We start from the raw sequence: 18,841 nt of genomic DNA, 5'->3' as shown, positions 1-18,841 counted from the left end.
TAAACCGCATGCTTTCAGGTAGCCTGAATCATCAACACACTGCGTCTTCAAGCCTTATCTGTCTGCTCCGTTTTTTCCACCAAGGGCCGCTCCACCAGGCAAATGCTGGTGTCGTCCGGATCTTTCTTAATATTGAAGCCCAGCTTGCGGGTAAGCTTCTGCATACCGGTGTTGGCGGTCAGGATTTCGCCGCGCATGGTTTTCAGGCCTTGATGGCGGGCCGCATCAAACAGTAAGTTCATCATGATCACGCCGATGCCGTGGCCCTGCCACTGGTCGGAAACCGAAATGCCGAATTCGCAAGTGGTCATATCCGGGTCGGTAATGTAGCGGGCAATCGACAAAATTTCCTCATGACCGTCCGGGTGCCGCTTGAGCATGACCAAAGCCATTTCGCGGTCGTAATCGAGTTGGGTAAAACGCACCAAAACGTTTTGCGACAACTGCTTGATGCTGGACATAAAGCGGTTGTAGCGGCTTTCGTCCGACAACCCGCGCACAAAAGCCTGCACCATATCGGCATCTTCCGGCCGCAGCGGCCGCACGAACACGGCGGTACCGTCTTTCAATGTGGTCTCGGTTTCCAAGAAATGCGGGTACGGCATGATGGCCATGTGGCCGTAACGGGCGACGGGGGCTTCCTGCTGGCGCAACACCATACGCGCATCCAGCACCATGATGCCTTCCGGCCCCACAATAATCGGATCAATTTCGATTTCGGCAATTTCCGGCAGCTCGCACACGATTTCTGACACGCGCAGTAGGAGGTGCCGCAGCGCCAAATCGTCGATCGGCGGCATATTGCGGTAGCTGCCGAAGGTTTTGCCCACTTCGGCGCGGGCAAACATATCACTGATCAGGGTATCGTTCAGCGGCGGCAGCGATACTACCAGCTTGCCTTGTATGTCGGCGCTGTCGCCGCCCGCACCCAAGGTCAGAATCGGGCCGAATACCGCATCGTTGGCCACGCTCACCGACACCTCGCGCCCGTGTTTGGCGGCATACATCGGCTGCACGGTGAGGCCGTTGATGCGGATTTTCGGCTCCACCGCCTCGGCATTGGCCAACACCTGGCGGTAGGCCGCCACCAGTTCTTCGCGGTTGGCGAGATTCAGACGCACGCCGTCGATATCGGATTTGTAAAACAAATCGGGCGAATCGATTTTCAGCACCACCGGATAGCCCATCTCCTCCGCAATTTCGCAGGCCATTTCTTCATTGAGCGCCAAGCGTGTCGGATTGGTGTGGATGCCGAATAAACCGAGCAGCTGCTTGGAAATGTGCTCGGGCGCGATGTGTTGGCCGCTCTTGGCTACCCAGTCGAGCAAACGGTGTGCGGCGGGGAGATCGGGCCGCAAATGCGTGTCGTTCAAAGGCGGCGGGGTTTGCAGCAACAGACGCTGGTTGTGGTTGTAGTCGGCCAGTTTGCGGAACACCGCCATGGCCTGCTCGGGGCTACTGAAATGCACCCGTTTGGACTGGACAAACAAATCCCGGCTGCTCTGCACCTTGGTGCCGCCCAGCCAAGACAGCAAAATCGGCTTCTGCGTTTCGCTTTGCAGCTGAATCATCATCTTGGCGGTGGTCAGGTGGTCGGTACCGTTTTGCGGCGAGAACAACACCAGCACGGCATCGGTGTTTTCGTCTTCCAAGCACAGCTTCACCGCCGTGCGAAAACGCATCGGGCCGGCATCGCCCAAAATATCCACCGGATTGGTCTGCGGCCAGTTTTCAGGTAGCCCGGCCGCCAGGGCAGCCAAGGTACGCTCGCCCAATTGCGCCAAGGGCACACCGGCATCGGCTGCCGTATCTGCGGCGAGCAGACCCAAGCCGACGCCGTTGCACACCACCGCCAGACGGTCGCCGCTGCTGCGGTAATTGGCCGCCAATACGCGCACCGCGGTAAACATTTCCGACATGGTCCTTACCTGCAGCACGCCCGCCCGCGCCAAAGCGCTGTCGAATACATGACCGGCGCTCAAACGGCGGCTGGCCAGGGTGTAGCCGGCCAAATGACCGTTGGCATTGCCCGATTTGATCACCACCACCGGCTTGGAACGGGCGGCAGAGCGCAAAGCGCTCATGAAGTGGCGGCCGTTGCCGGCATGGTGGATATGCAGCAAAATCGCCTGCGTGCTGCGGTCGTTGACCAAATAATCGAGAATCTCGCCGAAATCCACGTCCCAAGTGTATTCGCCCAGAGAGAGCACGGTAGAGAAGCCGATGTCGCGGCTCTCCGCCCAATCCAACATGGCGCTGCACAAAGCGCTGGACTGGCTGACCAGGGCCAGATTGCCCGCCTTCACCGTGCCGTTGTGGATGCCCGCATTCAGGCCGACGGCCGGCCGCATCATGCCCAAAAAGCTCGGCCCCAGTACGCGCACGCCCAATTTCTTTGCCGTTTTTACCGCTTTTTCCAGCAGCTTGCGGTCTTTGGCCGTGGTTTGATTATGGGTTTTCAGCAGCACGGCAAATTTGATTTTGCTTTTTGCGCAATCTTTGAAAATCGCCTCCAGCGAAGAAATCCGCGTCAGCACAATCGCCACGTCCACTTGGTCGGGAATCTCGCTCAAGTGCGCATAAGCCTTCAGGCCGCCCACCATGCCGTGGCGGATATTGACCGGCGTGATTTTGCCTTTGAAGCCGCCGGCCAACAGATTGCCGAGCAGAATTTGGCCCGCGCTGCCCGAGGTATCACTGGCGCCCACCACCGCCACATGCGACGGCGCAAACAAAGGATGCAGGTAATGCGGCTTCATCAGGAATACTCCTTCACATAGAAATCGGCTGAACAGACGGCAAATTCTAACGGAAAACACCGGCCTGCGCATTGATGTAACGCAGCGTTTCGCCCTCGCGGCCATCTCCCGGGGCCGGTGCGAATAAACGTGCCGGCTGTTTTGACGCCGCCATGCCGCCGCGCATTCTATCTTGAGGTAAAGAGTGAACAGTCCGTTGGGAAATGATCACCGGGAGGGATGTCGAAACGAGGTAAGAAAGAATAGGCAAAGATTTTGCAAAACATCCGCGTACGGACATTTTTGCAGGGTATTTCCAGAGAAACCCTCCCCCGCCTACCCGTAGAATGGATCGGCCCGGAGGGCGTGATGACAACACGCCGCCTAAATTGCGCACCGGCCGCAGGCTACCTGAAAGCCGGCGGCCGGGCGGATGGGCTATGGGTCAGTAGCCGGCACGGTTTGCGGCGTGTCTATGTGGTTTGGGCGGCAAACGGCAGTGATTACCGACGGGCAATATCGGGAGTGGCTACCTGAACGTCGGCATTCTGCGCACGATGGCGCAAAGCATGGTCGATTAACACCAGTGCGAGCATGGCCTCGGCAATCGGGGCGGCGCGCAGGCCGACGCAGGGGTCGTGGCGGCCGTGGGTGGCGATCTCAACCAGATTGCCTTCGATGTCGATGGAGCGGCGTGGGGTTGCGATGCTGCTGGTGGGCTTGACGGCAATGTTCACCGTGATGTCTTGGCCGGTGCTGATGCCGCCCAAGATGCCGCCGGCGTGGTTGGACAAAAAGCCTTCGGGGGTCAGTTCGTCGCCGTGTTGGCTGCCGCGTTGGGCAACGCAGCCGAAACCGGCGCCGATTTCCACGCCTTTAACGGCATTGATCGACATCATGGCATAAGCGATGTCAGCATCCAGCCGGTCGAATACGGGTTCGCCCAAGCCGACGGGGACGTTGCGGGCTTCGACGGCGAGTTTGGCGCCGACGGAATCCAGCGATTTGCGCACGCTGTCCATATAGTGTTCCAACTCGGCAATTTGGCTGTGGTTGGCAGCGAAAAAGGGATTGTTGCCGATGTGTTCGTAGCCTTCGAAGGCGATGGTTTTTTCGCCTACTTGGGTGACATAGGCGGTGATGTCGGTGCCGAATTGTTCTTTGAGCCATTTCTTGGCCACCGCACCGGCGGCAACGCGGGCGGCGGTTTCACGGGCGGAGCTGCGGCCGCCGCCGCGGTAGTCGCGCAGGCCGTATTTGTGCCAATAGGTATAATCGGCGTGGCCGGGGCGGAATTGACGGGCGATGTTGCCGTAGTCTTTGCTGCGTTGGTCAGTGTTGCGGATTAAGAGCGCAATCGGGGTGCCGGTGGTTTGCCCTTCGAATACGCCGGAAAGGATTTCCACTGCGTCTGCCTCGCGCCGCTGGGTCACGTGGCGGCTGGTGCCGGGTTTGCGGCGGTCTAGATCGGTTTGGATGTCGGCGGCGCTTAATGCAAGCCCGGGTGGGCAGCCGTCGATGATGCAGCCCAAGGCGGGGCCGTGGCTTTCGCCGAAAGTGGTGACGCGGAAGAGTTGTCCGAAAGAATTGCCTGCCATGATGTAGGGAGAGATGAAGGAAAACGGGCAGCAGTTTAGCATATTTGCCTTTCAGGTAGCCTTTTACGGCTACCTGAAAGCAAAACCGCAGATATAAGCCCCGGGCAATGACGGTTTGATGATGTTTGTGTGACAGCGCGGATTACTGCCCGCGCAAAAACAGGGCATCCAATTCTTTCAGCGTGAGCTTCACCCAAGTCGGCCGGCCGTGGTTGCATTGGTTGCTGCGCGGGGTGGCTTCCATATCCCGCAGCAGGGCGTTCATTTCGGGCAGGGTGAGGCGGCGGCCGGCGCGTACCGAGCCGTGGCAGGCCAAAGTGCCGAGAATATGGTTTTCCAGCGCTTCGATGCTGTGCGACTGGCCGTGTTCGGCCAAATCGTGCAGCACCGCGCGGGCCAAGGCGGCCACATCGGTTTTGGCCAGCATATTCGGCACGGCGCGCACGGCTATGGATCGCTCGTTCAATGCCGAACAGTGCAAACCGAAACGTTGCAGGGCATCGGCGTGTTCTTCTAAAGCGGCCATTTCTTCGCGGCCGGCTTCGAATGTCACCGGAATCAACAGCTGCTGGCTGTTGAGGCTACCTGAAAGCGCGCGTTGGCCTTTCATTTTTTCGTAATTCACCCGTTCGGCGGCGGCGTGCATGTCCACCAAAATCAGGCTGTCTTCGGCCTGTGCCAAGATATAGATGCCAAGCAGCTGGGCAATGGCGAAACCGAGCGGATAGTGCGGTTCAGAGCCGTCATTTTGCGGATGTTCTTCCGGCAACGCTGACTCAATCGCGCTGCGCACAGCTTCCGGCAAGGCAGTTTCGTCGTCGCTGCGGCGGTAGAGTTCGGCATAAGTGCGCAGCGCATCACGGCTTTCTTGCAACGATAGGGCACGTTGTTGCGGCGGCCGGGCGGCCGGGGTGTAAGTGGCGGGGCGGCTGCCGCCGGAAGGGCGTGCAGCGGACAGCGTTTCTTGTGCGAAGAATGATGTGGGCACCTGTTGCGGGCTGTCACCGGCGGGCGTGATGCCCAGCATGTCGTGCAATACCGCACCGGCATTGCTCACGCTCTCGGTTTGGTCGGCGCGGGTGTCGGCCAGGGCTTTGTTGAGGGTGTGGAACACTAAGCGGTGGATGGCCTGGCTGTCGCGGAAGCGGATTTCGGTTTTGGTGGGGTGCACGTTGACGTCCACCATTTCCGGCGGCAGCTCGAGAAAAAGCACAAAGCTCGGCACGATTTGGTTGTGCAGCACATCGCGGTAAGCCTGTTTGACCGCATGCAGCATCACTTTGTCGCGCACAAAGCGGCGGTTGACAAAGCAAAACTGGCGGTCGCTGCGGCCTTTGGCAAAGGTGGGTTTGGCGATGTAGCCGTGCAGGCGCAGCAGGCCGGGGCCGCTGTCCACCGCCAAAGCGGCCGCGGCAAAATCGTCGCCCAAAATGGCGGCCATCCGCTGCGCTTCACTGTGGGGGGGGTATTTGAACACGCTTTTGCCGTTGTGCTTGAGCGAGAAGGCTACCTGAGAGTGTGCCAGCGCCAAGCGTTCCAGCATGGTGGCGCAGTGGGCATATTCGGTGGCTTCCGATTTAAGGAATTTGCGCCGCGCAGGGGTGTTGAAAAACAGCTCGGCCACTTCCACGGTGGTGCCGACCGGATGGGCGGCCGCGCTGCCGTCTTCCAGCTTGCCGTCCACCGCGCGGATGCTGTGCGCGTGCGGGCTGCCGTCGGTGCGGCTGGTGAGCGTGAGGCGCGACACCGAAGCAATGCTGGCCAAACCTTCGCCGCGAAAACCCATGCTGGCCACCCGCTCCAAATCGCCAAGGCTGGCAATTTTGCTGGTGGCGTGGCGGGAAAGGGCCAGTTTCAAGTCGTCGGCATGGATACCGCCGCCGTTGTCGCACACCCGAATCAGCTTGATGCCGCCACCGGCCAGCTCCACGTCAATTTGATCCGCACCCGCATCCAGGCTGTTTTCTACAATTTCTTTCAGCGCATTGGCCGGCCGTTCCACCACTTCGCCGGCGGCGATTTGGTTGATCAGATGGTCTGGCAGGGCGGCAATGCGGGACATAGGAAAATCCACCGGCTTAATCAAGAAAGGCGCGCATTATACCGCAGCCTCAAGCGGAAACAGGCTACCTGAAAAGCTTTTCAGGTAGCCTGGGGCTTGGGGTGAGTTGATTTGAAAATATAGAAGCCGGGCGGTTTGGCCGGCAGCCGGCCGCATCGAATAAGGCTTGCATTGGAAAATGTTTACAGTATAATCCGCAAATTCAAAATTGCGGACGTGGCGAAATTGGTAGACGCACCAGATTTAGGTTCTGGCGCCGAGAGGTGTGAGAGTTCGAGTCTCTCCGTCCGCACCACTAATCTATTTAAATTCATATTTTTATGCAACGATCGGTGCAAATCTGGTGCAAATCAGATTGCCGGGCGTTTTTCTTTTTGGCGCTCCAGCCATAACGCTACCTCCTCTTTTTTCCACCAAAAGATTTTTTTGGATACTGCAATCCGCGCCGGAAAATCTGGGCGCGGAGCGATACGCTCCAGAAAAGTACGCTTCTTCACAGCCAGCATATCTGCGCATTGCTGAGATGTCAGGTATTCGGTTTCCATATTCACTCCAAAACAAAACCCGCTCTGAGTTGGGCGGGTGGTTGAACTTGCTCGCGGTTACTCAACGTCTCCACGGTTGATGGCGTTGAGTACATCTGCGTGTTGCTCCGCAGCGTCTTTGGTAAGGTGGCACATACCCGCATTAAGGCGATTGGAATCGACATTATGCGATGTCCAAACCATCGAATCGGATTTGAACCCATAGCTATACTGATTCACATACCAGTAACGGGTTCCGTCAGTCGGTGCAGTTTGCATGGGGAGAGGAAACTCATGTTTGCCGATTTTGATTATGTCGGGTTTGCGACGGTACTGTTTTTGTGTTTCCCAAGTAATAGGTCTGTTGCAAGTTACCCATCGGTCGTCCCCATATTCATCGGCAGCGATAAAGAATTCCCACCATACCCACGGTTTATCTGTTTCGGCAGCATCTTCTGCGTATTGTGCCATCAATTCGGCGTGCGGATGTCCTTTGGGTTTGCTATTCAGCATTGCAATAATTGATTCGGGTTCGATGGGGCAGAGTTTTGCGTTGTCGAAGAAAGCCTCTTCGCCCTCAGCCCCACATGTAATCGTCCCGCACGCACGAATGTATAAGTATGGCCTTTCTGTATATATTATTGTTTTTGAATCGTCACCATTCCAGACAATATCATTGGCGAAACACGCTTCTTGCACTGCCCGAGACTGCTCGGGTGTTACTTTCATTTTATAGTCTTTGTCTAAAATTTTCATTTTCTTAACCTCCGCCAATACCGTTGGGAACATCTGTAACTATCTCGCCTTGCTTTGGTGGGGGTGGCACGCTTACATCTACCCACCACTCCGCCCCATCATAAACAGCACGCTCGGCATGACCACCTTCTACGAACCACAAACGCCCGAATAGCTTTTGTGTACCATAACCATCGTCGTATTCTATGTTGACCTGCCGCTCCCATTCCTGCAATTGCTGGTCGGTAAATCCTTCAGGCAGCGTGGCGTGCAGGAATTTATCGTTATACTCACTGTCATAGCCAATTTTGATATGGAGGGCGGCAGCTTTCAGGGTTTTATTATGGTTATGCAGGAAGGTTTTAATTTCATTCAATACGTTTGCCATTTTGTACCCCACGAATGAATCGCTAGTTACGTTTGCGGAAATGGGTAGTATTACGATACTGCCGGAATACTACATCGACTAAGAAACCATCGTTTACTTCCGATGCTTCCACGCATTCGATGATTGAACCATCATCGAGTTTAATGTCATACAGACAATCAAGATTAGGGCGTTCGTATTCCATTGATACCCATTCATTTTCGTTCATAATTAAGCTCCTTATTTAAGGTTAATCCCCTTCGGAATGTTCCATGATTACGGAAACAAGATGGTTGTAATTAGAAGATTTAGCTGCTTCTAGTACCGTTTCAATGTCGGCATCATTCCAGCCTTGTCGCTTAGCATTACGCTGACAAGCACCCATGATAACGAAAGCGTTACCGTCCAAGCCGACCAGTTTCATTTTCACTTTACGCGGCGAGTTAAATAGATTTTGTACCATTTTATTTACCTTTCTCTATTTGGCGGAACGCCACTTGCCTTTCGGCGTTTCCGTTTCCTCCGTTGGTGTTTTGGTCGCTGAAACTTCTGCACGGGTTTCAGCTTTACAGGATTGTCCGCCTGTTTTCGGGGCTTTCTTCCCGGCTCAGGCTGCTTTTCTTTCATCAAGCCGAGGCTGATTGCCATAGCCATAAACACTTTTTTCATTTACTCACCTCACTCATCAGCATCGAAATCAGCAAGCCGATTACGACGCCTACCACAACATATACGGCGTTTTCTGGTGTCATTTTTTACTCCAAATAAAAAACCGCCCGAAGGCGGTTGATGGCTATGCTGCCGGCGCTTCCATAAAATCGAACAGGGAGGGCATCTGAACTTCTTGCTCGGCAGCTTTGAGATATTGCACGCTGTCTAGAAAGTAGCCGGAGTTCAGTTCGCTGCCTTGCCCTTTGCGCCCCATTTTGACGGCACGGTAAGGGACGGTGCCCAATCCGCAGAATGGGTCGTAAACCAGCTCGCCAGGGTTGCTGTACCGCTCAATCAGGCGATCTACGATGTCAAGTTGGAGGGGGCAAACGTGCATCTGTACGTTGCGGGCTTTTTGTTGGCCGTTAAGGGTCAGCATGCGGTTGATGTCGTGCCATACCATGCCATCATGGCTGCCGGGGGCGAGGCTCATAAAGCTGGACGGCAAGGCACCACGGGTTTCCAGTTCTTCGCCGATTTTGACGTGCGTCTCGTAGTCATAGACGTTTTTCAGCGTCCAATCGGTAAACGCGCGGCTGAGTTTATCCGGCGGCAGGGCGGCCAACTCATCCGGTGTCAGTTGCCGGTCGCCGCTGCTGCGCCAGAAAGCGTGTGCATCGATCTGCCAGCGGGCGCGGGTGTACTCGTCTTTGCTGTGCTTGACAGGGGTATCGGCATAGCCGCGCGTGCGGTCGGTCTGCGGCTTGCGGAACAGAATAATGTACTCCGGAGAGCCAACGCCCATTTTGGTGCCGTCTTTGGTCATTTCCGTCCAGCCCAGCCGGTAGGTTTGGTTGTTTTCGCGCACCACGTCCGTTACCACGGTGATCATGCCCATGTAATCAAATCCGTGTTTGATGCCGTGCATGATGGCTTCGCAATGGAACGGCGAGACGGTGGGCGCACCGGCCCCGGTCACATTGCCGAATAAGATGCGGTCTTTGACGTGGCAGGCATAAATGCGGCCGGGCTTGAGAATGCGCTTCAGCTCTGGCGTCAGGTAGTCCATCTGCGCCCAGAAATGATCGTTGTCGTCGGTGTGGCCGAAGTCGTTGTAGCTGGGCGTGTATTCGTAGTGGTTAGCAAAGGGGATAGAGGTCACGATTAAATCAACGTGATTCTCCGGCTGCCGCTGGGCTTCCAATACGCAGTCGTTGTTGGCCAGCGTGTAGCGCTCGCCGCTGGCTTCGATGCGCTCAATGCCGATGGTGCGTGTCAGCACGTCGGACAGGCTCAATTGATCCAAGCCGTGTTGTTTGATGATTTCGGTCATGTTGTCCACCATGTGTTTATGATTGGCCCACTTCTCTTCCAACGTGCGCAGGATTTCGCGCTCGGCTTCCGAATAGATAATGTGGATTTCTACCCGTTCGGTTTGCAAGAACCGGTGGATGCGGTGCACGGCTTGAATGAAGTCGTTAAAGCTGTAACCAATGCCGGTAAAGATGGCTTTGTGGCAATGGCGCTGGAAATTGCAGCCGCTGCCCGCAATCGAGGGTTTGGCGGACAAGTATTTGAATTTGCCATCGGAAAAATCAATAATGGCCTGTTCGCGCTTGTCGAGGTCTTGGCTGCCGTAAATGGCCACGCTTTCCGGCACCGCTTTTTGAATGGCGTGGCGCTCGGTCTCCAGGCCGTGCCACAAGATGTAATGGCTGCCCGGGTCGGCAGCCAAAATTTCCTGCATCTTGGCCATACGCGCCGGCAGGCTGTCGCGCTTTTCGGCGGCAGCAGATTGCAGGCCGATGGCGGCATCTTTGAACAACAGGTTCTGGCCGAATTTGTCGGTACCGGCCAGCTCATGCTGTGTTTTCACTTCGTGATACACGAGCTTCATTTCCGGCAGATCGTAGCCGGTGTCGTCAAAGCCTAAATCGGACGGACGTTGCAGAAATACTGCCCACGAATTGAGCCACAGCCAAAATTCCTGCTCTTTGTGCGGGTATAGGGTAAGGTTGTTGGCTTTGGTGCTGTCGCGTTGGAAAAAACGGGTCAAAGACTGCCCGGTATCCATGATGCCGAGGAAGCCGGCATAGTGGATCAGCTCCTTGTAGCGGTTCGGTGACGGCGTGGCAGTGGCAACAAACTTATGCTTGACGTTGCGGAACAGTGGCAAAAACTCCTGATAGGTTTTGCTGCCGTAGCTGCGCAGCACGCTGGCTTCGTCAAGCGACACCACGGTAAACAGGGACGGATCGAGCTTGCCGTCGCGCACGCTTTCGTAATTCGTCAGGTAAAAATCGCCGCCGTCCATTTCTTCCGGCCGGCGGATGAATTGAAAATCCACGCCCAGCTTTTGGCCGTCGCGCTTAAATTCTTGGCGCACACCCAGCGGGCAGACAATCAAGGCTTTGCCGCCTGCTTTGGCCTGCATGATGCGGACAATCTCAATCTGCTGCATGGTCTTGCCCAAGCCGAAGGCTTCAAAAATGGCGCGGTTGCCGCCTTTGACTGCCCACTGCACCACGGCTTTCTGATGCGGTTTCAGCATGGGGTTGATTTCGTCCAGGGCGACGTCGTAGCCGTCGAAGTTGGCCAGCGGGATTTTGGCGCGCAAAAAATCGATGTAGTCCATGTGGTTTTCCCAATAAAAAACCGCTGCTTTGTATGCAGCGGTTGATTCACAAAATTACTTGTCGCTCAGATTCCGGCTTTTTTGATTGGCAAGCCGTTGCCGGTGGCGGACGACTGCCTGCCAGTTCCAGACGCGGCGGCGGGGGTTGTGGTGTGTCATTGCTTTGCTCCATAGAAAAAGCCCCGCGCGGGCGGGGCTGGTTGAAAGTTCGGGTTTAAATGGTCTGCACGGCGTCGAAGCGGCGCAGGCTGTGTTGGATGTGGTTGCGGTAGTAGCTGTCGGCGATGTTCGGCAGCTCTCGCTCCAATGCTTCGCGGCTCCCTCTGAGGAAGGAGATGCTTTCGTCGGCGATTGTCCACATGGTAAGGGCTTTGTTGTAGCCCAAGGCTTTCAGCGGGGCGGATACTTCTTCAAGCAGGCGGCACGCCCAGTTGCAGTAGTAAACCACGGTGGCGAGTCTGGCGACTTCGTGGTCTTCAAAGCGGGCGGCTGGCGGCTGGCGGAAGACTTCGGGGGCGTTTTCCATGCTGGCGAGGAAATTCAGCGCGGTTTGGAATTGGGCGGCGCCGATTTGTTCGTAGCTGGGAATGCCCATAAAGGCGTGCAGTTTGCGGTATACGGCTTGGCTGCTCTCCCCTGTCCGTTCGCAGCGCTCTTTCACCGCCGCGCGGATTTGGGCGCGTTCCCATTCGGTGAGCCAGCGGTCGAGGTGCAGTTCGTAGCTTCCTGTTTTGCGGATGGCGGGGATGACTTCTTCAAATATCCAGTCTTGGAATTTCACCGCTTCAGGCTTGTTGCTGCGGAAGATGACGCGGTAGAGGTTGGGCTCGTTGATGAAGGTGAGTTGCTGCTTGCCGCCGCCCGTTTCCACGCTGATTTTTTCGATGCCGTTCGGTTTCAGCATTTCAGCGGCTACGCGGCGGCTGTTTTCAATTTCCAAAATGTCGGCCACGTCTTTGAGACAAAACCACGGTTCCCCGTTTTTGATTTCAACGCGGACGTATTGGGCTACCTGAAACTGGAAAACAGAAATTTGAGTTTGCATTTTAAAAGTTCCTATTGAAAGTTTTTTAACCCGCCGCCATTCCGCCAAGAATGGGTGGAGCGGTACTTTTCAGGTTGGCGGACTGTTCAATAGGGAAACAGCACATCTTTCGATGTCCCGAAAAGCCCGCCCCGTAGGAGTTTCATAAAGGGGGTACGTTTTGCGTACCCCCTTTTCGGGGGAACTTTATGCAAACAAAAACCGCATGAAGCGGCATTTGATGCCCTACTGAAAGAAACAGGCCGCCAAGCCTGCGCCGCTGATTGAAGCGGCAGGGGTATAGTAACCTGTTTGCTTTCGGTTGGCAATAAAAAAGCCCTGATGGTGTCGGGGCTTTATAAGTTATCTGCTTGCAACGGATCTGCTTTCCATCGGTTTGCAAGCCATTCAAACTCTTGATAGTAAGTATCTCGTCCCTTTCGCCGCCTCATTTCCATAATCATGGGCTTGGCTTTTTCCCAAATCTCCATGGTGTCTGAGTGTTTCAGACGTTTGTAAATTTCCTCTTCAAAAGCGCCCTGTCTGATGCCCAATGCAATAAATTCTAGACGATTGATTAATATCCGGATGCTTTCTTTTTCTGCCTGTGCCTGCGGATTGTCACACAGGCGTGGCTCCAGATATCTGACAAATGATGCCTCTTCCGGCAGGGCTAGTACTATGCGCTTTGCCTGCACCAGTTCGTCATCTTGGTTTTCTTGGATGATGATGTCGATGGTGGCGCGTTTGCGAACCATTGTGTGGTTATGGTGTAAGGCTTCTTTGGCTGACTTGCCGTTGGCCTTAATGGCTTTTTGAGCAAAAAAGCCTGTCACGACGATAGATGCGATAATGGCTCCTGTTTGTATCCAGAAGCCATAAGTTTGATTAAATGTTGCGATGTCCATTAAAAGCCATCCCAACCTTCTTGGCGGATGTTGTTGTCGTTGCCATCCCAGCCGTCTAAGTAAATGCGTCTCATGATGAAATCCTTGTGGTTGTAGTTGGGTAGGTGCTGCCAATTTGGCAGCCAGCGAAGTGCATCAGATGCCCCTATATTAGGGCAAAGTCGCCCGATTTTCAAATTTTGTTTAAAGCGCTGAACCCACAAACGGCACCCGTTGCCGGATGCCGTGCCGCTGGTGCGGTCTTCAAGCCCCTTGCGGGAACGGGGGTATTGTGGCGGGTTTGCTTTCGCTTGGCAATATGGCCGCCTTCACGCAGCCTGCGCGTGTTTTACGTCAATATCTATCAGCCGCTGGCGGAAGCGTTTGAAGTCAATCAGCGTCAGGCCGGTGTGGTTTTCAAACGGTATCAGCCATTTCTCCACCATCTCGCGAATCATGCCTTGCAGGGTGTCCGGTTGCCCGTATGGCTGCCAGACGGGTTTGCGCAGGTCGGGTATGGCCTGCGGCTCGTCCACGTCCTGAAAGCACTCGGCGATGCGGTACAGGCACCAGGCGGCTTCCAGAATGCCGGTGCGCAGTTCGGGCATTTTGATGCCGTATTTTTTCGCCAAATCACGCAGCGATTCGCCACGGATAACGGCGTTCAGTCCTTCGTAATGCTCGCGCGGGCGCTCGAATAGGCCGGTGGTGTACAGGGCTACTTGAACGCTGGCGCAGTATTTGGCGATGGTGTCCACGGTGCGGGCGGGTATGAATGCGGCATAGGCGGCAGCGTATTTGATGAGGATGCGCAGCGGTCGCAACAGGATGCGGCGCTGGTTGGGGCTTAAATCCGCTTTCTCTCGGCTCTGCTCCAGGCTGTGCTGGGCGGCGTTGGCGGCAGCGCTCAATTCGTAGTCGGCATAGATGCCGGCCACGCAGCGCATGGCGCGGATGAGCTTTTCAAACACGGTAACGGATGGCATATGGTGGCCGTACACCAATTCGCCATAGGCCAGCCAGCTGCGGATCTCGTCGGTTACGGCGTTGTCTTGGCTTTCCGGCGGGCCTTCGCGCAGTTCGCGGCGGTTTTGGTGTTGCGTAAATTCGATGTTGGCGCGGCGGTTGCGGTCGCCAGGGATTTTGCCGGTGCCGATTTGCTGTTTGGCTTCGCGGGTGATTTTGGCGGCGGCTTTGGCCTGCTTTTTGGCGGCCATGATTTGGGATGCGGTTTGCATGGGTGGCTCCGTGGTTTGGGCGGCACGCGGCCGCCCGGGGTTAAACCAATTGGCCTTGTGCTACATCAGGGATGGCTTCAGGGTTGAGCACTTCGCCGGTTTCGGGGTCGATGATGGGCTGGGGCGGCCCGGAATGTTGCGCCTCCGGCTCGACATCCAGCCCTTCAGCTTCTTCGGTAACGTTTTTCATTTCGCGGCGCAGGGTTTCGGTGGTGACGCCGACGACTTCGCCGCTGGGGGCGATGTCGATGATGTCGGCGGCTTCTTCCGCTGTTTGCAGGCCCATGCTCAATTCGGGGGCATAGGCGCGCGTCCACCAGGCACCGGCACGGTACATCAACATTTGTTGGGGAATGGTTTTCCATTTGCTGCCGTTTTTCCCGTACCAGCCTTCGGCTTTGGCAATGCCGATGGTGATGTCGGTGCCCACCAGTTTTTCGCCGCTGTCTTTCTCAATCGCCCATGCACGGCAGCCCCAGCTATCGGTGCCCTCTTCGCCGAAAAATTCGTAGCGCAAGGCGGTGAAGCGGCCGCAGGTGTTGACGGTGGCAATCAGGAATTGGCTGCTCCAGGTGGGCTTGCCGTGTACGACAACAAGGTTTTGCATCACCATCAAGGGGTCGGCACCGATGCGGTTGGCCATGTTCAGGGCAATCACGCAGTTGGGTAGATTGCCTTGGTATTCTTTCGGCACCAGTTGGGCGGTGGCCAAGAGTTTTGCACCTCGCTGCATCAGTTCAAACGATTGCAGGCTGCCGAAGCCCATGCGGACTTGTTCGGCGGGGGCGGTTTGGCGCATTTGGCCGAGGGTGACTTGCTGGGTCATGGGGTTCTCACTTTCTGAATTTGCAGGTGGGGTATTCGGGGCAGTAGCGCGGGTGGCACATCATGCTTTTGGGGTTGCCGTAGAAATTGCCGCTGTGCACGATGGCGGCGGCCATTTGCAGGATGCCTGGGCCGTTTTCATCGCCCAGCAGCACTTCGCGCGCACCTTCGATTTGGCCGGTGCCGACACGTTGGGCGGCGTCGGTTTTGGCGGTGTTGAGGCCGATGATTTCGGCGGGGGCGGTGATGGGTAGGCCGCTGCCGTGTTCGGCCAATAATTCGTACACGCCCATTTGGTAGGCGTGGCCAGCGGTTTTGACTTTGCCGTCTGCGCCCACGGCGGCCTTGCCGGTTTTGATGTCGGCGATGCCGTAGCCATCTTCGGTGCAGACAATGCGGTCGGTGGTGCCGGTTAGCTCCAATCCCAAATCGGTGATTTGCAGGCCGTCGCAGCGGATTTCCACGGCGGCATAGGTTTGGCCGGGGGCGATTTGGTCGCAGTATTTGCGGTGCAGGGAGAGTGCGATTTTCTCCACTTCCTGCGGCTTTTCTTCGTCCCAAATCACTTCTTCGTCTGGCTGGTAAATGGCGTCCACGGCAGCGGCGGCCGCTTCTTCGGCGGTGATGCCGGCGCCGTCTAATGTGGACTGGTCAAATACGGCGGTGCTGGCGTGCACGGCTTTGCCCAGTGTGGCCTTGCCGCTGGAGGGCAGGCGTTTGCCGTAGATGTTGGTGGCTGCCCAGGATGCGGGGCAGTCGAACAGGCGGCCTAGGCTGCTGGCGCGGATGGTAACGATGCGGCTCATGGCTCACTCCAAAAATAATGCCGCTCAGGCGGCGGGGTTATTGGCCGAATCTGCGGCCGGTCAGGTGTTCCAGCAGTTCGCGCAGATACGGCGGCAGGGTCATTTGATGGGTTTCTAAGTCGGCTTGATCGATTAAGTGGGCTATTTCCTGCCTGCCCACAGTGGCGGTTCCTGCGCTCGCGCCACAGGTGCAGCCGACTTTCTCCAAAATTTCTTGGATGTCGGAATCGTCCAATTCCACGTCTATGTCCACTCTCCTGTATAGGGTAACCATGTTCATCTCCTAATTTCTTGCCGGCATGACGACGGTTTGCAGGGTGTCGGCGGCAGCGCTGACAATCAAAGCTGCGCGTTCGTAGGTGCTTAGGTAAATATCTACGGTGTCGCCGGGGATATTGCGCAGGGCTTCTTTCAGGTAGCCTGCATTAAATGCGATTTCCATTGCTCCGCCATCAAACGATGCGGGGATGTGGTCTTCTATCGCGCCGTCTGTTCCATAGTAGGATGCGGTCAATTTATCAGCGGAAACGGCCAAATTGACGTATGGCTTGCTTCTATCCAGCATGATTTCGATGCGCTCCAGCATATCGAGCAGGGGTTGGCGGTTCAGATTAAGCTTCTTCCCGTCTTTGCTCGGCAAAACCCGCTCCCAGTCGGGGAATTTGCCGTCTATCAGCAGGCAGCGTAATGTGGTGCCACCAATGCGGATATCGGCATGACGCAGACCGTGGACGGAGATAAAAACGGGGTCTTCGTTGTCGGCCAGCCGCTTGATGATTTCGCTGGCGGCGCGGTGCGGCAAAATCACTTCCATGTCCTTACCGCCTTCGATAAGTTCAATTTTCCCAGCGGCCAAACGGTGGCCGTCTGTGCCGACAATGTGCAGCACATTGTCTTTTACTTTCAGCAGCAGGCCGTTGAGGTAGTGGCGGATGTCGTTTACCGGGGCGGCGTACAGGGTACGCTTGAGCAGGGTTTTCAATTCGCCCTGTTTACATTGCAAAGTGGTGGTGTCGCCCGCTGTTTTAATCAGCAGGAAGTCTTGTGCCGGCAAGGTGGGCAGGGTGTAGCGGCCGCCTGCTTTGACGTTGAGTTTGCCTATATCGCCTCTGATGACGATTGCACCGGTCGGCGCGGCTTTGGCGATGGCGGACAATTTGTGCGCGTCGGCGGAAATTTCAAAATCCTCCCCTTCTGAAGGCAGGGTGCTGCTTATCTGAATTTCCAAATCGCTGCCGGTCACGGTCAGTAGGCCGGCTTCGCGCCGAATCAGCAGATTGCTCAAAATCGGTAGCGTGCTGCGGCGTGCTGCTGCGGAAGCAGGGGCGGCAATCAAATCCGCAAAGTCGGTATTGTTGATGCTTAAATCCATGGTGTTCTCCGGTTACGCCGCCATCATTGTCCCGCGCGGGCGGAACGTGCAGACGGTTCGCAGGTTGGTAATGTCTCTGCCTTTGGGCAGGGTATCGTAGTAAGCGGCGGCTTCGGCGTAGTCGGCAAAGCATTGGATGGGCTGGCCGGGGCGGCGCTTGCCTTTGGCGTCAAACTTCATTTCTCTGACCGTCCATTGCGTGCCGGTGCGTTTCAGGTAGTAGTCCATTATTCGCCCTCCGGCTCAAGCACCACGCCGGCCATCAGTTCGGTGTCGCTCATGCCCTGCCACGGGCTGGCGAGTACGGCGAGGCGGGCGGCTTTTTGGGCGGCCGGCTTGGTTTGGGTTGCCGATAATGCTGGCCGCGCGGGTTTCGGGGCTTCGGCGCTGCTCATGGCGGCGAGTGCGCCGAGCATAAAAATAGCCGCTGCTGCGGCTGTGATCGCTTGGATGGTTTTGGATGTCATGTCCATATCTCCTTGTTGATGGCATAGGGATGGCGGCTGGTCGCAACCGCCATGCCTATGCCGCCGAAGCGGCTTAGGGAATCAGGCGTTGCCTTCTTGGGTTTCAGGCTCAGGGCTGGCTTCGGCCTGCTTTTTTTGTTGCGACCCAATAATGGCAGTCAGGACTTCCAAAACTTCCGGCGGAATTTTGTCGCCGTTCACAACGTTGATTTCGCCAGTTTTTGCGTCTTTTGCAACCTCAATTTTTTGAACATCAATCTGCGCGACTTTTGCCATGGCAGGCCGTAAAACTTGATACGCGCACACGCACGCTTTTTCGGCAGCCTCTTTATCCAGCAGCTTTTCGCCGCTCTCTTTGTTCACCGGCATCAAGTCGTTTTCGATTGCTTCTTTCGCCAGATTAAAAACAATCATCAGAGCAGATAATTGTTTGTTGCTAAATTTGATTTTGTGTTTCATGGGGTGTCTCCGATTGGTTTAAAAAAAGCCGTCTTTCCGGCCTGTCCGTGCGTCGCGGTAAATCGGTGCGCTACCTCACCGATAAGGAGGTCTTACCCACGCACTGTGCACTGTTTTCCCACCTGCGCACTGGGGTCATGATGCAAACTGCCAATCAATCCAATAACTCAAGGTCGGCAAAAAACTCTTTTACAGCTGCGCGCATTTCTGCTGCTGAGCCGTAAGTTTTCCAGCCGCTTGTTTGCTTGGTTTCGCCGTGTTTTGCCTTGTGGTAGGTTGTTACCATTGATGCCTTGTATTTCGTCACTTGGCCGCTGGCGTCCGTTTCGGCGGCAAATACCCGCATAACACGGGTTTCGGCCATTGTGCTGACGCCCTTTTCAAACAGGGCTTCGGCGGCTAGGGTTTCGGCGGAAAAAATCGACATCGAATCAATAATACGCATGGGTATCT

General features: G+C 55.9%; 21 protein-coding genes and 1 tRNA gene. 1 reads left to right on the top strand and 21 read right to left on the bottom strand.

Annotated features, from left to right (window positions below):
* Positions 1-47: 47 nt before the first annotated feature.
* From H3L94_RS04515 to mutL, 3 genes are all read right to left on the bottom strand, one after another.
* A complete protein-coding gene (locus H3L94_RS04515; protein WP_182122838.1) occupies positions 48-2,759 on the bottom strand; it encodes a bifunctional acetate--CoA ligase family protein/GNAT family N-acetyltransferase in 2,712 nt (903 codons plus the stop codon).
* A 482-nt stretch (positions 2,760-3,241) separates the two neighbouring features.
* Positions 3,242-4,336 (bottom strand): chorismate synthase, encoded by a 1,095-nt coding sequence (aroC, locus tag H3L94_RS04510; protein WP_182122837.1) that lies wholly within the window; start codon positions 4,334-4,336, stop codon positions 3,242-3,244.
* Positions 4,337-4,478: 142 nt separating this feature from the next.
* On the bottom strand, positions 4,479-6,398 hold the full coding sequence (gene mutL / locus H3L94_RS04505; protein ID WP_182122836.1) for a DNA mismatch repair endonuclease MutL: 1,920 nt from the start codon (positions 6,396-6,398) through the stop codon (positions 4,479-4,481).
* 210 nt (positions 6,399-6,608) lie between these two features.
* Here mutL and H3L94_RS04500 point away from each other — a divergent pair.
* Positions 6,609-6,693 (top strand) — tRNA-Leu (locus tag H3L94_RS04500).
* A 55-nt stretch (positions 6,694-6,748) separates the two neighbouring features.
* On the opposite strand, the gene H3L94_RS04495 is transcribed toward H3L94_RS04500, so the two are convergent.
* From H3L94_RS04495 to H3L94_RS04410, 18 genes are all read right to left on the bottom strand, one after another.
* Complete coding sequence (locus tag H3L94_RS04495; protein WP_182122835.1) at positions 6,749-6,943, bottom strand: helix-turn-helix transcriptional regulator; 195 nt, start codon at positions 6,941-6,943, stop codon at positions 6,749-6,751.
* A gap of 57 nt (positions 6,944-7,000) precedes the next feature.
* Positions 7,001-7,678 carry a hypothetical protein gene (locus H3L94_RS04490; RefSeq protein ID WP_182122834.1) on the bottom strand — a complete coding sequence of 226 codons (678 nt, stop codon included), beginning with the start codon at positions 7,676-7,678 and terminating at the stop codon, positions 7,001-7,003.
* A 4-nt stretch (positions 7,679-7,682) separates the two neighbouring features.
* Positions 7,683-8,045: a hypothetical protein gene (locus tag H3L94_RS04485; protein WP_182122833.1), complete on the bottom strand. Its 363-nt coding sequence runs from the start codon at positions 8,043-8,045 to the stop codon at positions 7,683-7,685.
* 22 nt (positions 8,046-8,067) lie between these two features.
* Positions 8,068-8,253: a hypothetical protein gene (locus H3L94_RS04480; RefSeq protein WP_182122832.1), complete on the bottom strand. Its 186-nt coding sequence runs from the start codon at positions 8,251-8,253 to the stop codon at positions 8,068-8,070.
* Between the two features lie 21 nt (positions 8,254-8,274).
* On the bottom strand, positions 8,275-8,487 hold the full coding sequence (locus H3L94_RS04475) for a hypothetical protein (protein WP_182122831.1): 213 nt from the start codon (positions 8,485-8,487) through the stop codon (positions 8,275-8,277).
* Positions 8,488-8,492: 5 nt separating this feature from the next.
* Positions 8,493-8,693, bottom strand: coding sequence for a hypothetical protein (locus tag H3L94_RS04470; RefSeq protein WP_182122830.1), 201 nt, complete (start codon positions 8,691-8,693; stop codon positions 8,493-8,495).
* Positions 8,694-8,817: 124 nt separating this feature from the next.
* A complete protein-coding gene (locus tag H3L94_RS04465) occupies positions 8,818-11,310 on the bottom strand; it encodes a DNA methyltransferase (RefSeq protein ID WP_182122829.1) in 2,493 nt (830 codons plus the stop codon).
* 214 nt (positions 11,311-11,524) lie between these two features.
* Positions 11,525-12,355 (bottom strand): BRO-N domain-containing protein, encoded by an 831-nt coding sequence (locus H3L94_RS04460; RefSeq protein WP_182122828.1) that lies wholly within the window; start codon positions 12,353-12,355, stop codon positions 11,525-11,527.
* A gap of 335 nt (positions 12,356-12,690) precedes the next feature.
* Positions 12,691-13,242, bottom strand: a complete 552-nt coding sequence (locus tag H3L94_RS04455) for a DUF4760 domain-containing protein (RefSeq protein WP_182122827.1) — start codon at positions 13,240-13,242, stop codon at positions 12,691-12,693.
* Between the two features lie 308 nt (positions 13,243-13,550).
* Positions 13,551-14,459: a hypothetical protein gene (locus H3L94_RS04450; protein WP_182122826.1), complete on the bottom strand. Its 909-nt coding sequence runs from the start codon at positions 14,457-14,459 to the stop codon at positions 13,551-13,553.
* A 40-nt stretch (positions 14,460-14,499) separates the two neighbouring features.
* A complete protein-coding gene (locus tag H3L94_RS04445; protein WP_182122825.1) occupies positions 14,500-15,285 on the bottom strand; it encodes a hypothetical protein in 786 nt (261 codons plus the stop codon).
* Positions 15,286-15,292: 7 nt separating this feature from the next.
* Positions 15,293-16,090 carry a RecB family exonuclease gene (locus H3L94_RS04440; RefSeq protein ID WP_182122824.1) on the bottom strand — a complete coding sequence of 266 codons (798 nt, stop codon included), beginning with the start codon at positions 16,088-16,090 and terminating at the stop codon, positions 15,293-15,295.
* 37 nt (positions 16,091-16,127) lie between these two features.
* On the bottom strand, positions 16,128-16,364 hold the full coding sequence (locus tag H3L94_RS04435) for a hypothetical protein (protein WP_182122823.1): 237 nt from the start codon (positions 16,362-16,364) through the stop codon (positions 16,128-16,130).
* Positions 16,365-16,373: 9 nt separating this feature from the next.
* Positions 16,374-17,462: a DNA polymerase III subunit beta gene (dnaN, locus tag H3L94_RS04430; RefSeq protein ID WP_182122822.1), complete on the bottom strand. Its 1,089-nt coding sequence runs from the start codon at positions 17,460-17,462 to the stop codon at positions 16,374-16,376.
* A gap of 12 nt (positions 17,463-17,474) precedes the next feature.
* Positions 17,475-17,690, bottom strand: coding sequence for a hypothetical protein (locus tag H3L94_RS04425; protein WP_182122821.1), 216 nt, complete (start codon positions 17,688-17,690; stop codon positions 17,475-17,477).
* Positions 17,690-17,929 carry a hypothetical protein gene (locus H3L94_RS04420; RefSeq protein WP_182122820.1) on the bottom strand — a complete coding sequence of 80 codons (240 nt, stop codon included), beginning with the start codon at positions 17,927-17,929 and terminating at the stop codon, positions 17,690-17,692. The genes H3L94_RS04425 and H3L94_RS04420 overlap by 1 nt, the downstream gene beginning before the upstream one ends.
* An 81-nt stretch (positions 17,930-18,010) precedes the next feature.
* Positions 18,011-18,388 carry a hypothetical protein gene (locus H3L94_RS04415; RefSeq protein WP_182122819.1) on the bottom strand — a complete coding sequence of 126 codons (378 nt, stop codon included), beginning with the start codon at positions 18,386-18,388 and terminating at the stop codon, positions 18,011-18,013.
* A 154-nt stretch (positions 18,389-18,542) separates the two neighbouring features.
* Positions 18,543-18,833, bottom strand: coding sequence for a hypothetical protein (locus H3L94_RS04410; RefSeq protein WP_182122818.1), 291 nt, complete (start codon positions 18,831-18,833; stop codon positions 18,543-18,545).
* Positions 18,834-18,841: the final 8 nt, after the last annotated feature.

The sequence above is a fragment of the Neisseria shayeganii genome (assembly GCF_014054965.1).
Lineage (GTDB): Bacteria > Pseudomonadota > Gammaproteobacteria > Burkholderiales > Neisseriaceae > Eikenella > Eikenella shayeganii.
Note: the sequence above shows the minus strand (reverse complement) of the source record. Positions and strands in the feature narration are given on the sequence as shown.

Excerpts from the sequence above, each read along its gene's own strand:
- H3L94_RS04515 (WP_182122838.1), bottom strand. The coding sequence starts at position 2,759 with ATGAAGCCGCATTACCTGCATCCTTTGTTTGCGCCGTCGCATGTGGCG.
- aroC (WP_182122837.1), bottom strand. The coding sequence starts at position 4,336 with ATGGCAGGCAATTCTTTCGGACAACTCTTCCGCGTCACCACTTTCGGC.
- mutL (WP_182122836.1), bottom strand. The coding sequence starts at position 6,398 with ATGTCCCGCATTGCCGCCCTGCCAGACCATCTGATCAACCAAATCGCC.
- H3L94_RS04495 (WP_182122835.1), bottom strand. The coding sequence starts at position 6,943 with ATGGAAACCGAATACCTGACATCTCAGCAATGCGCAGATATGCTGGCT.
- H3L94_RS04490 (WP_182122834.1), bottom strand. The coding sequence starts at position 7,678 with ATGAAAATTTTAGACAAAGACTATAAAATGAAAGTAACACCCGAGCAG.
- H3L94_RS04485 (WP_182122833.1), bottom strand. The coding sequence starts at position 8,045 with ATGGCAAACGTATTGAATGAAATTAAAACCTTCCTGCATAACCATAAT.
- H3L94_RS04480 (WP_182122832.1), bottom strand. The coding sequence starts at position 8,253 with ATGAACGAAAATGAATGGGTATCAATGGAATACGAACGCCCTAATCTT.
- H3L94_RS04475 (WP_182122831.1), bottom strand. The coding sequence starts at position 8,487 with ATGGTACAAAATCTATTTAACTCGCCGCGTAAAGTGAAAATGAAACTG.
- H3L94_RS04470 (WP_182122830.1), bottom strand. The coding sequence starts at position 8,693 with ATGAAAAAAGTGTTTATGGCTATGGCAATCAGCCTCGGCTTGATGAAA.
- H3L94_RS04465 (WP_182122829.1), bottom strand. The coding sequence starts at position 11,310 with ATGGACTACATCGATTTTTTGCGCGCCAAAATCCCGCTGGCCAACTTC.
- H3L94_RS04460 (WP_182122828.1), bottom strand. The coding sequence starts at position 12,355 with ATGCAAACTCAAATTTCTGTTTTCCAGTTTCAGGTAGCCCAATACGTC.
- H3L94_RS04455 (WP_182122827.1), bottom strand. The coding sequence starts at position 13,242 with ATGGACATCGCAACATTTAATCAAACTTATGGCTTCTGGATACAAACA.
- H3L94_RS04450 (WP_182122826.1), bottom strand. The coding sequence starts at position 14,459 with ATGCAAACCGCATCCCAAATCATGGCCGCCAAAAAGCAGGCCAAAGCC.
- H3L94_RS04445 (WP_182122825.1), bottom strand. The coding sequence starts at position 15,285 with ATGACCCAGCAAGTCACCCTCGGCCAAATGCGCCAAACCGCCCCCGCC.
- H3L94_RS04440 (WP_182122824.1), bottom strand. The coding sequence starts at position 16,090 with ATGAGCCGCATCGTTACCATCCGCGCCAGCAGCCTAGGCCGCCTGTTC.
- H3L94_RS04435 (WP_182122823.1), bottom strand. The coding sequence starts at position 16,364 with ATGGTTACCCTATACAGGAGAGTGGACATAGACGTGGAATTGGACGAT.
- dnaN (WP_182122822.1), bottom strand. The coding sequence starts at position 17,462 with ATGGATTTAAGCATCAACAATACCGACTTTGCGGATTTGATTGCCGCC.
- H3L94_RS04425 (WP_182122821.1), bottom strand. The coding sequence starts at position 17,690 with ATGGACTACTACCTGAAACGCACCGGCACGCAATGGACGGTCAGAGAA.
- H3L94_RS04420 (WP_182122820.1), bottom strand. The coding sequence starts at position 17,929 with ATGACATCCAAAACCATCCAAGCGATCACAGCCGCAGCAGCGGCTATT.
- H3L94_RS04415 (WP_182122819.1), bottom strand. The coding sequence starts at position 18,388 with ATGAAACACAAAATCAAATTTAGCAACAAACAATTATCTGCTCTGATG.
- H3L94_RS04410 (WP_182122818.1), bottom strand. The coding sequence starts at position 18,833 with ATGCGTATTATTGATTCGATGTCGATTTTTTCCGCCGAAACCCTAGCC.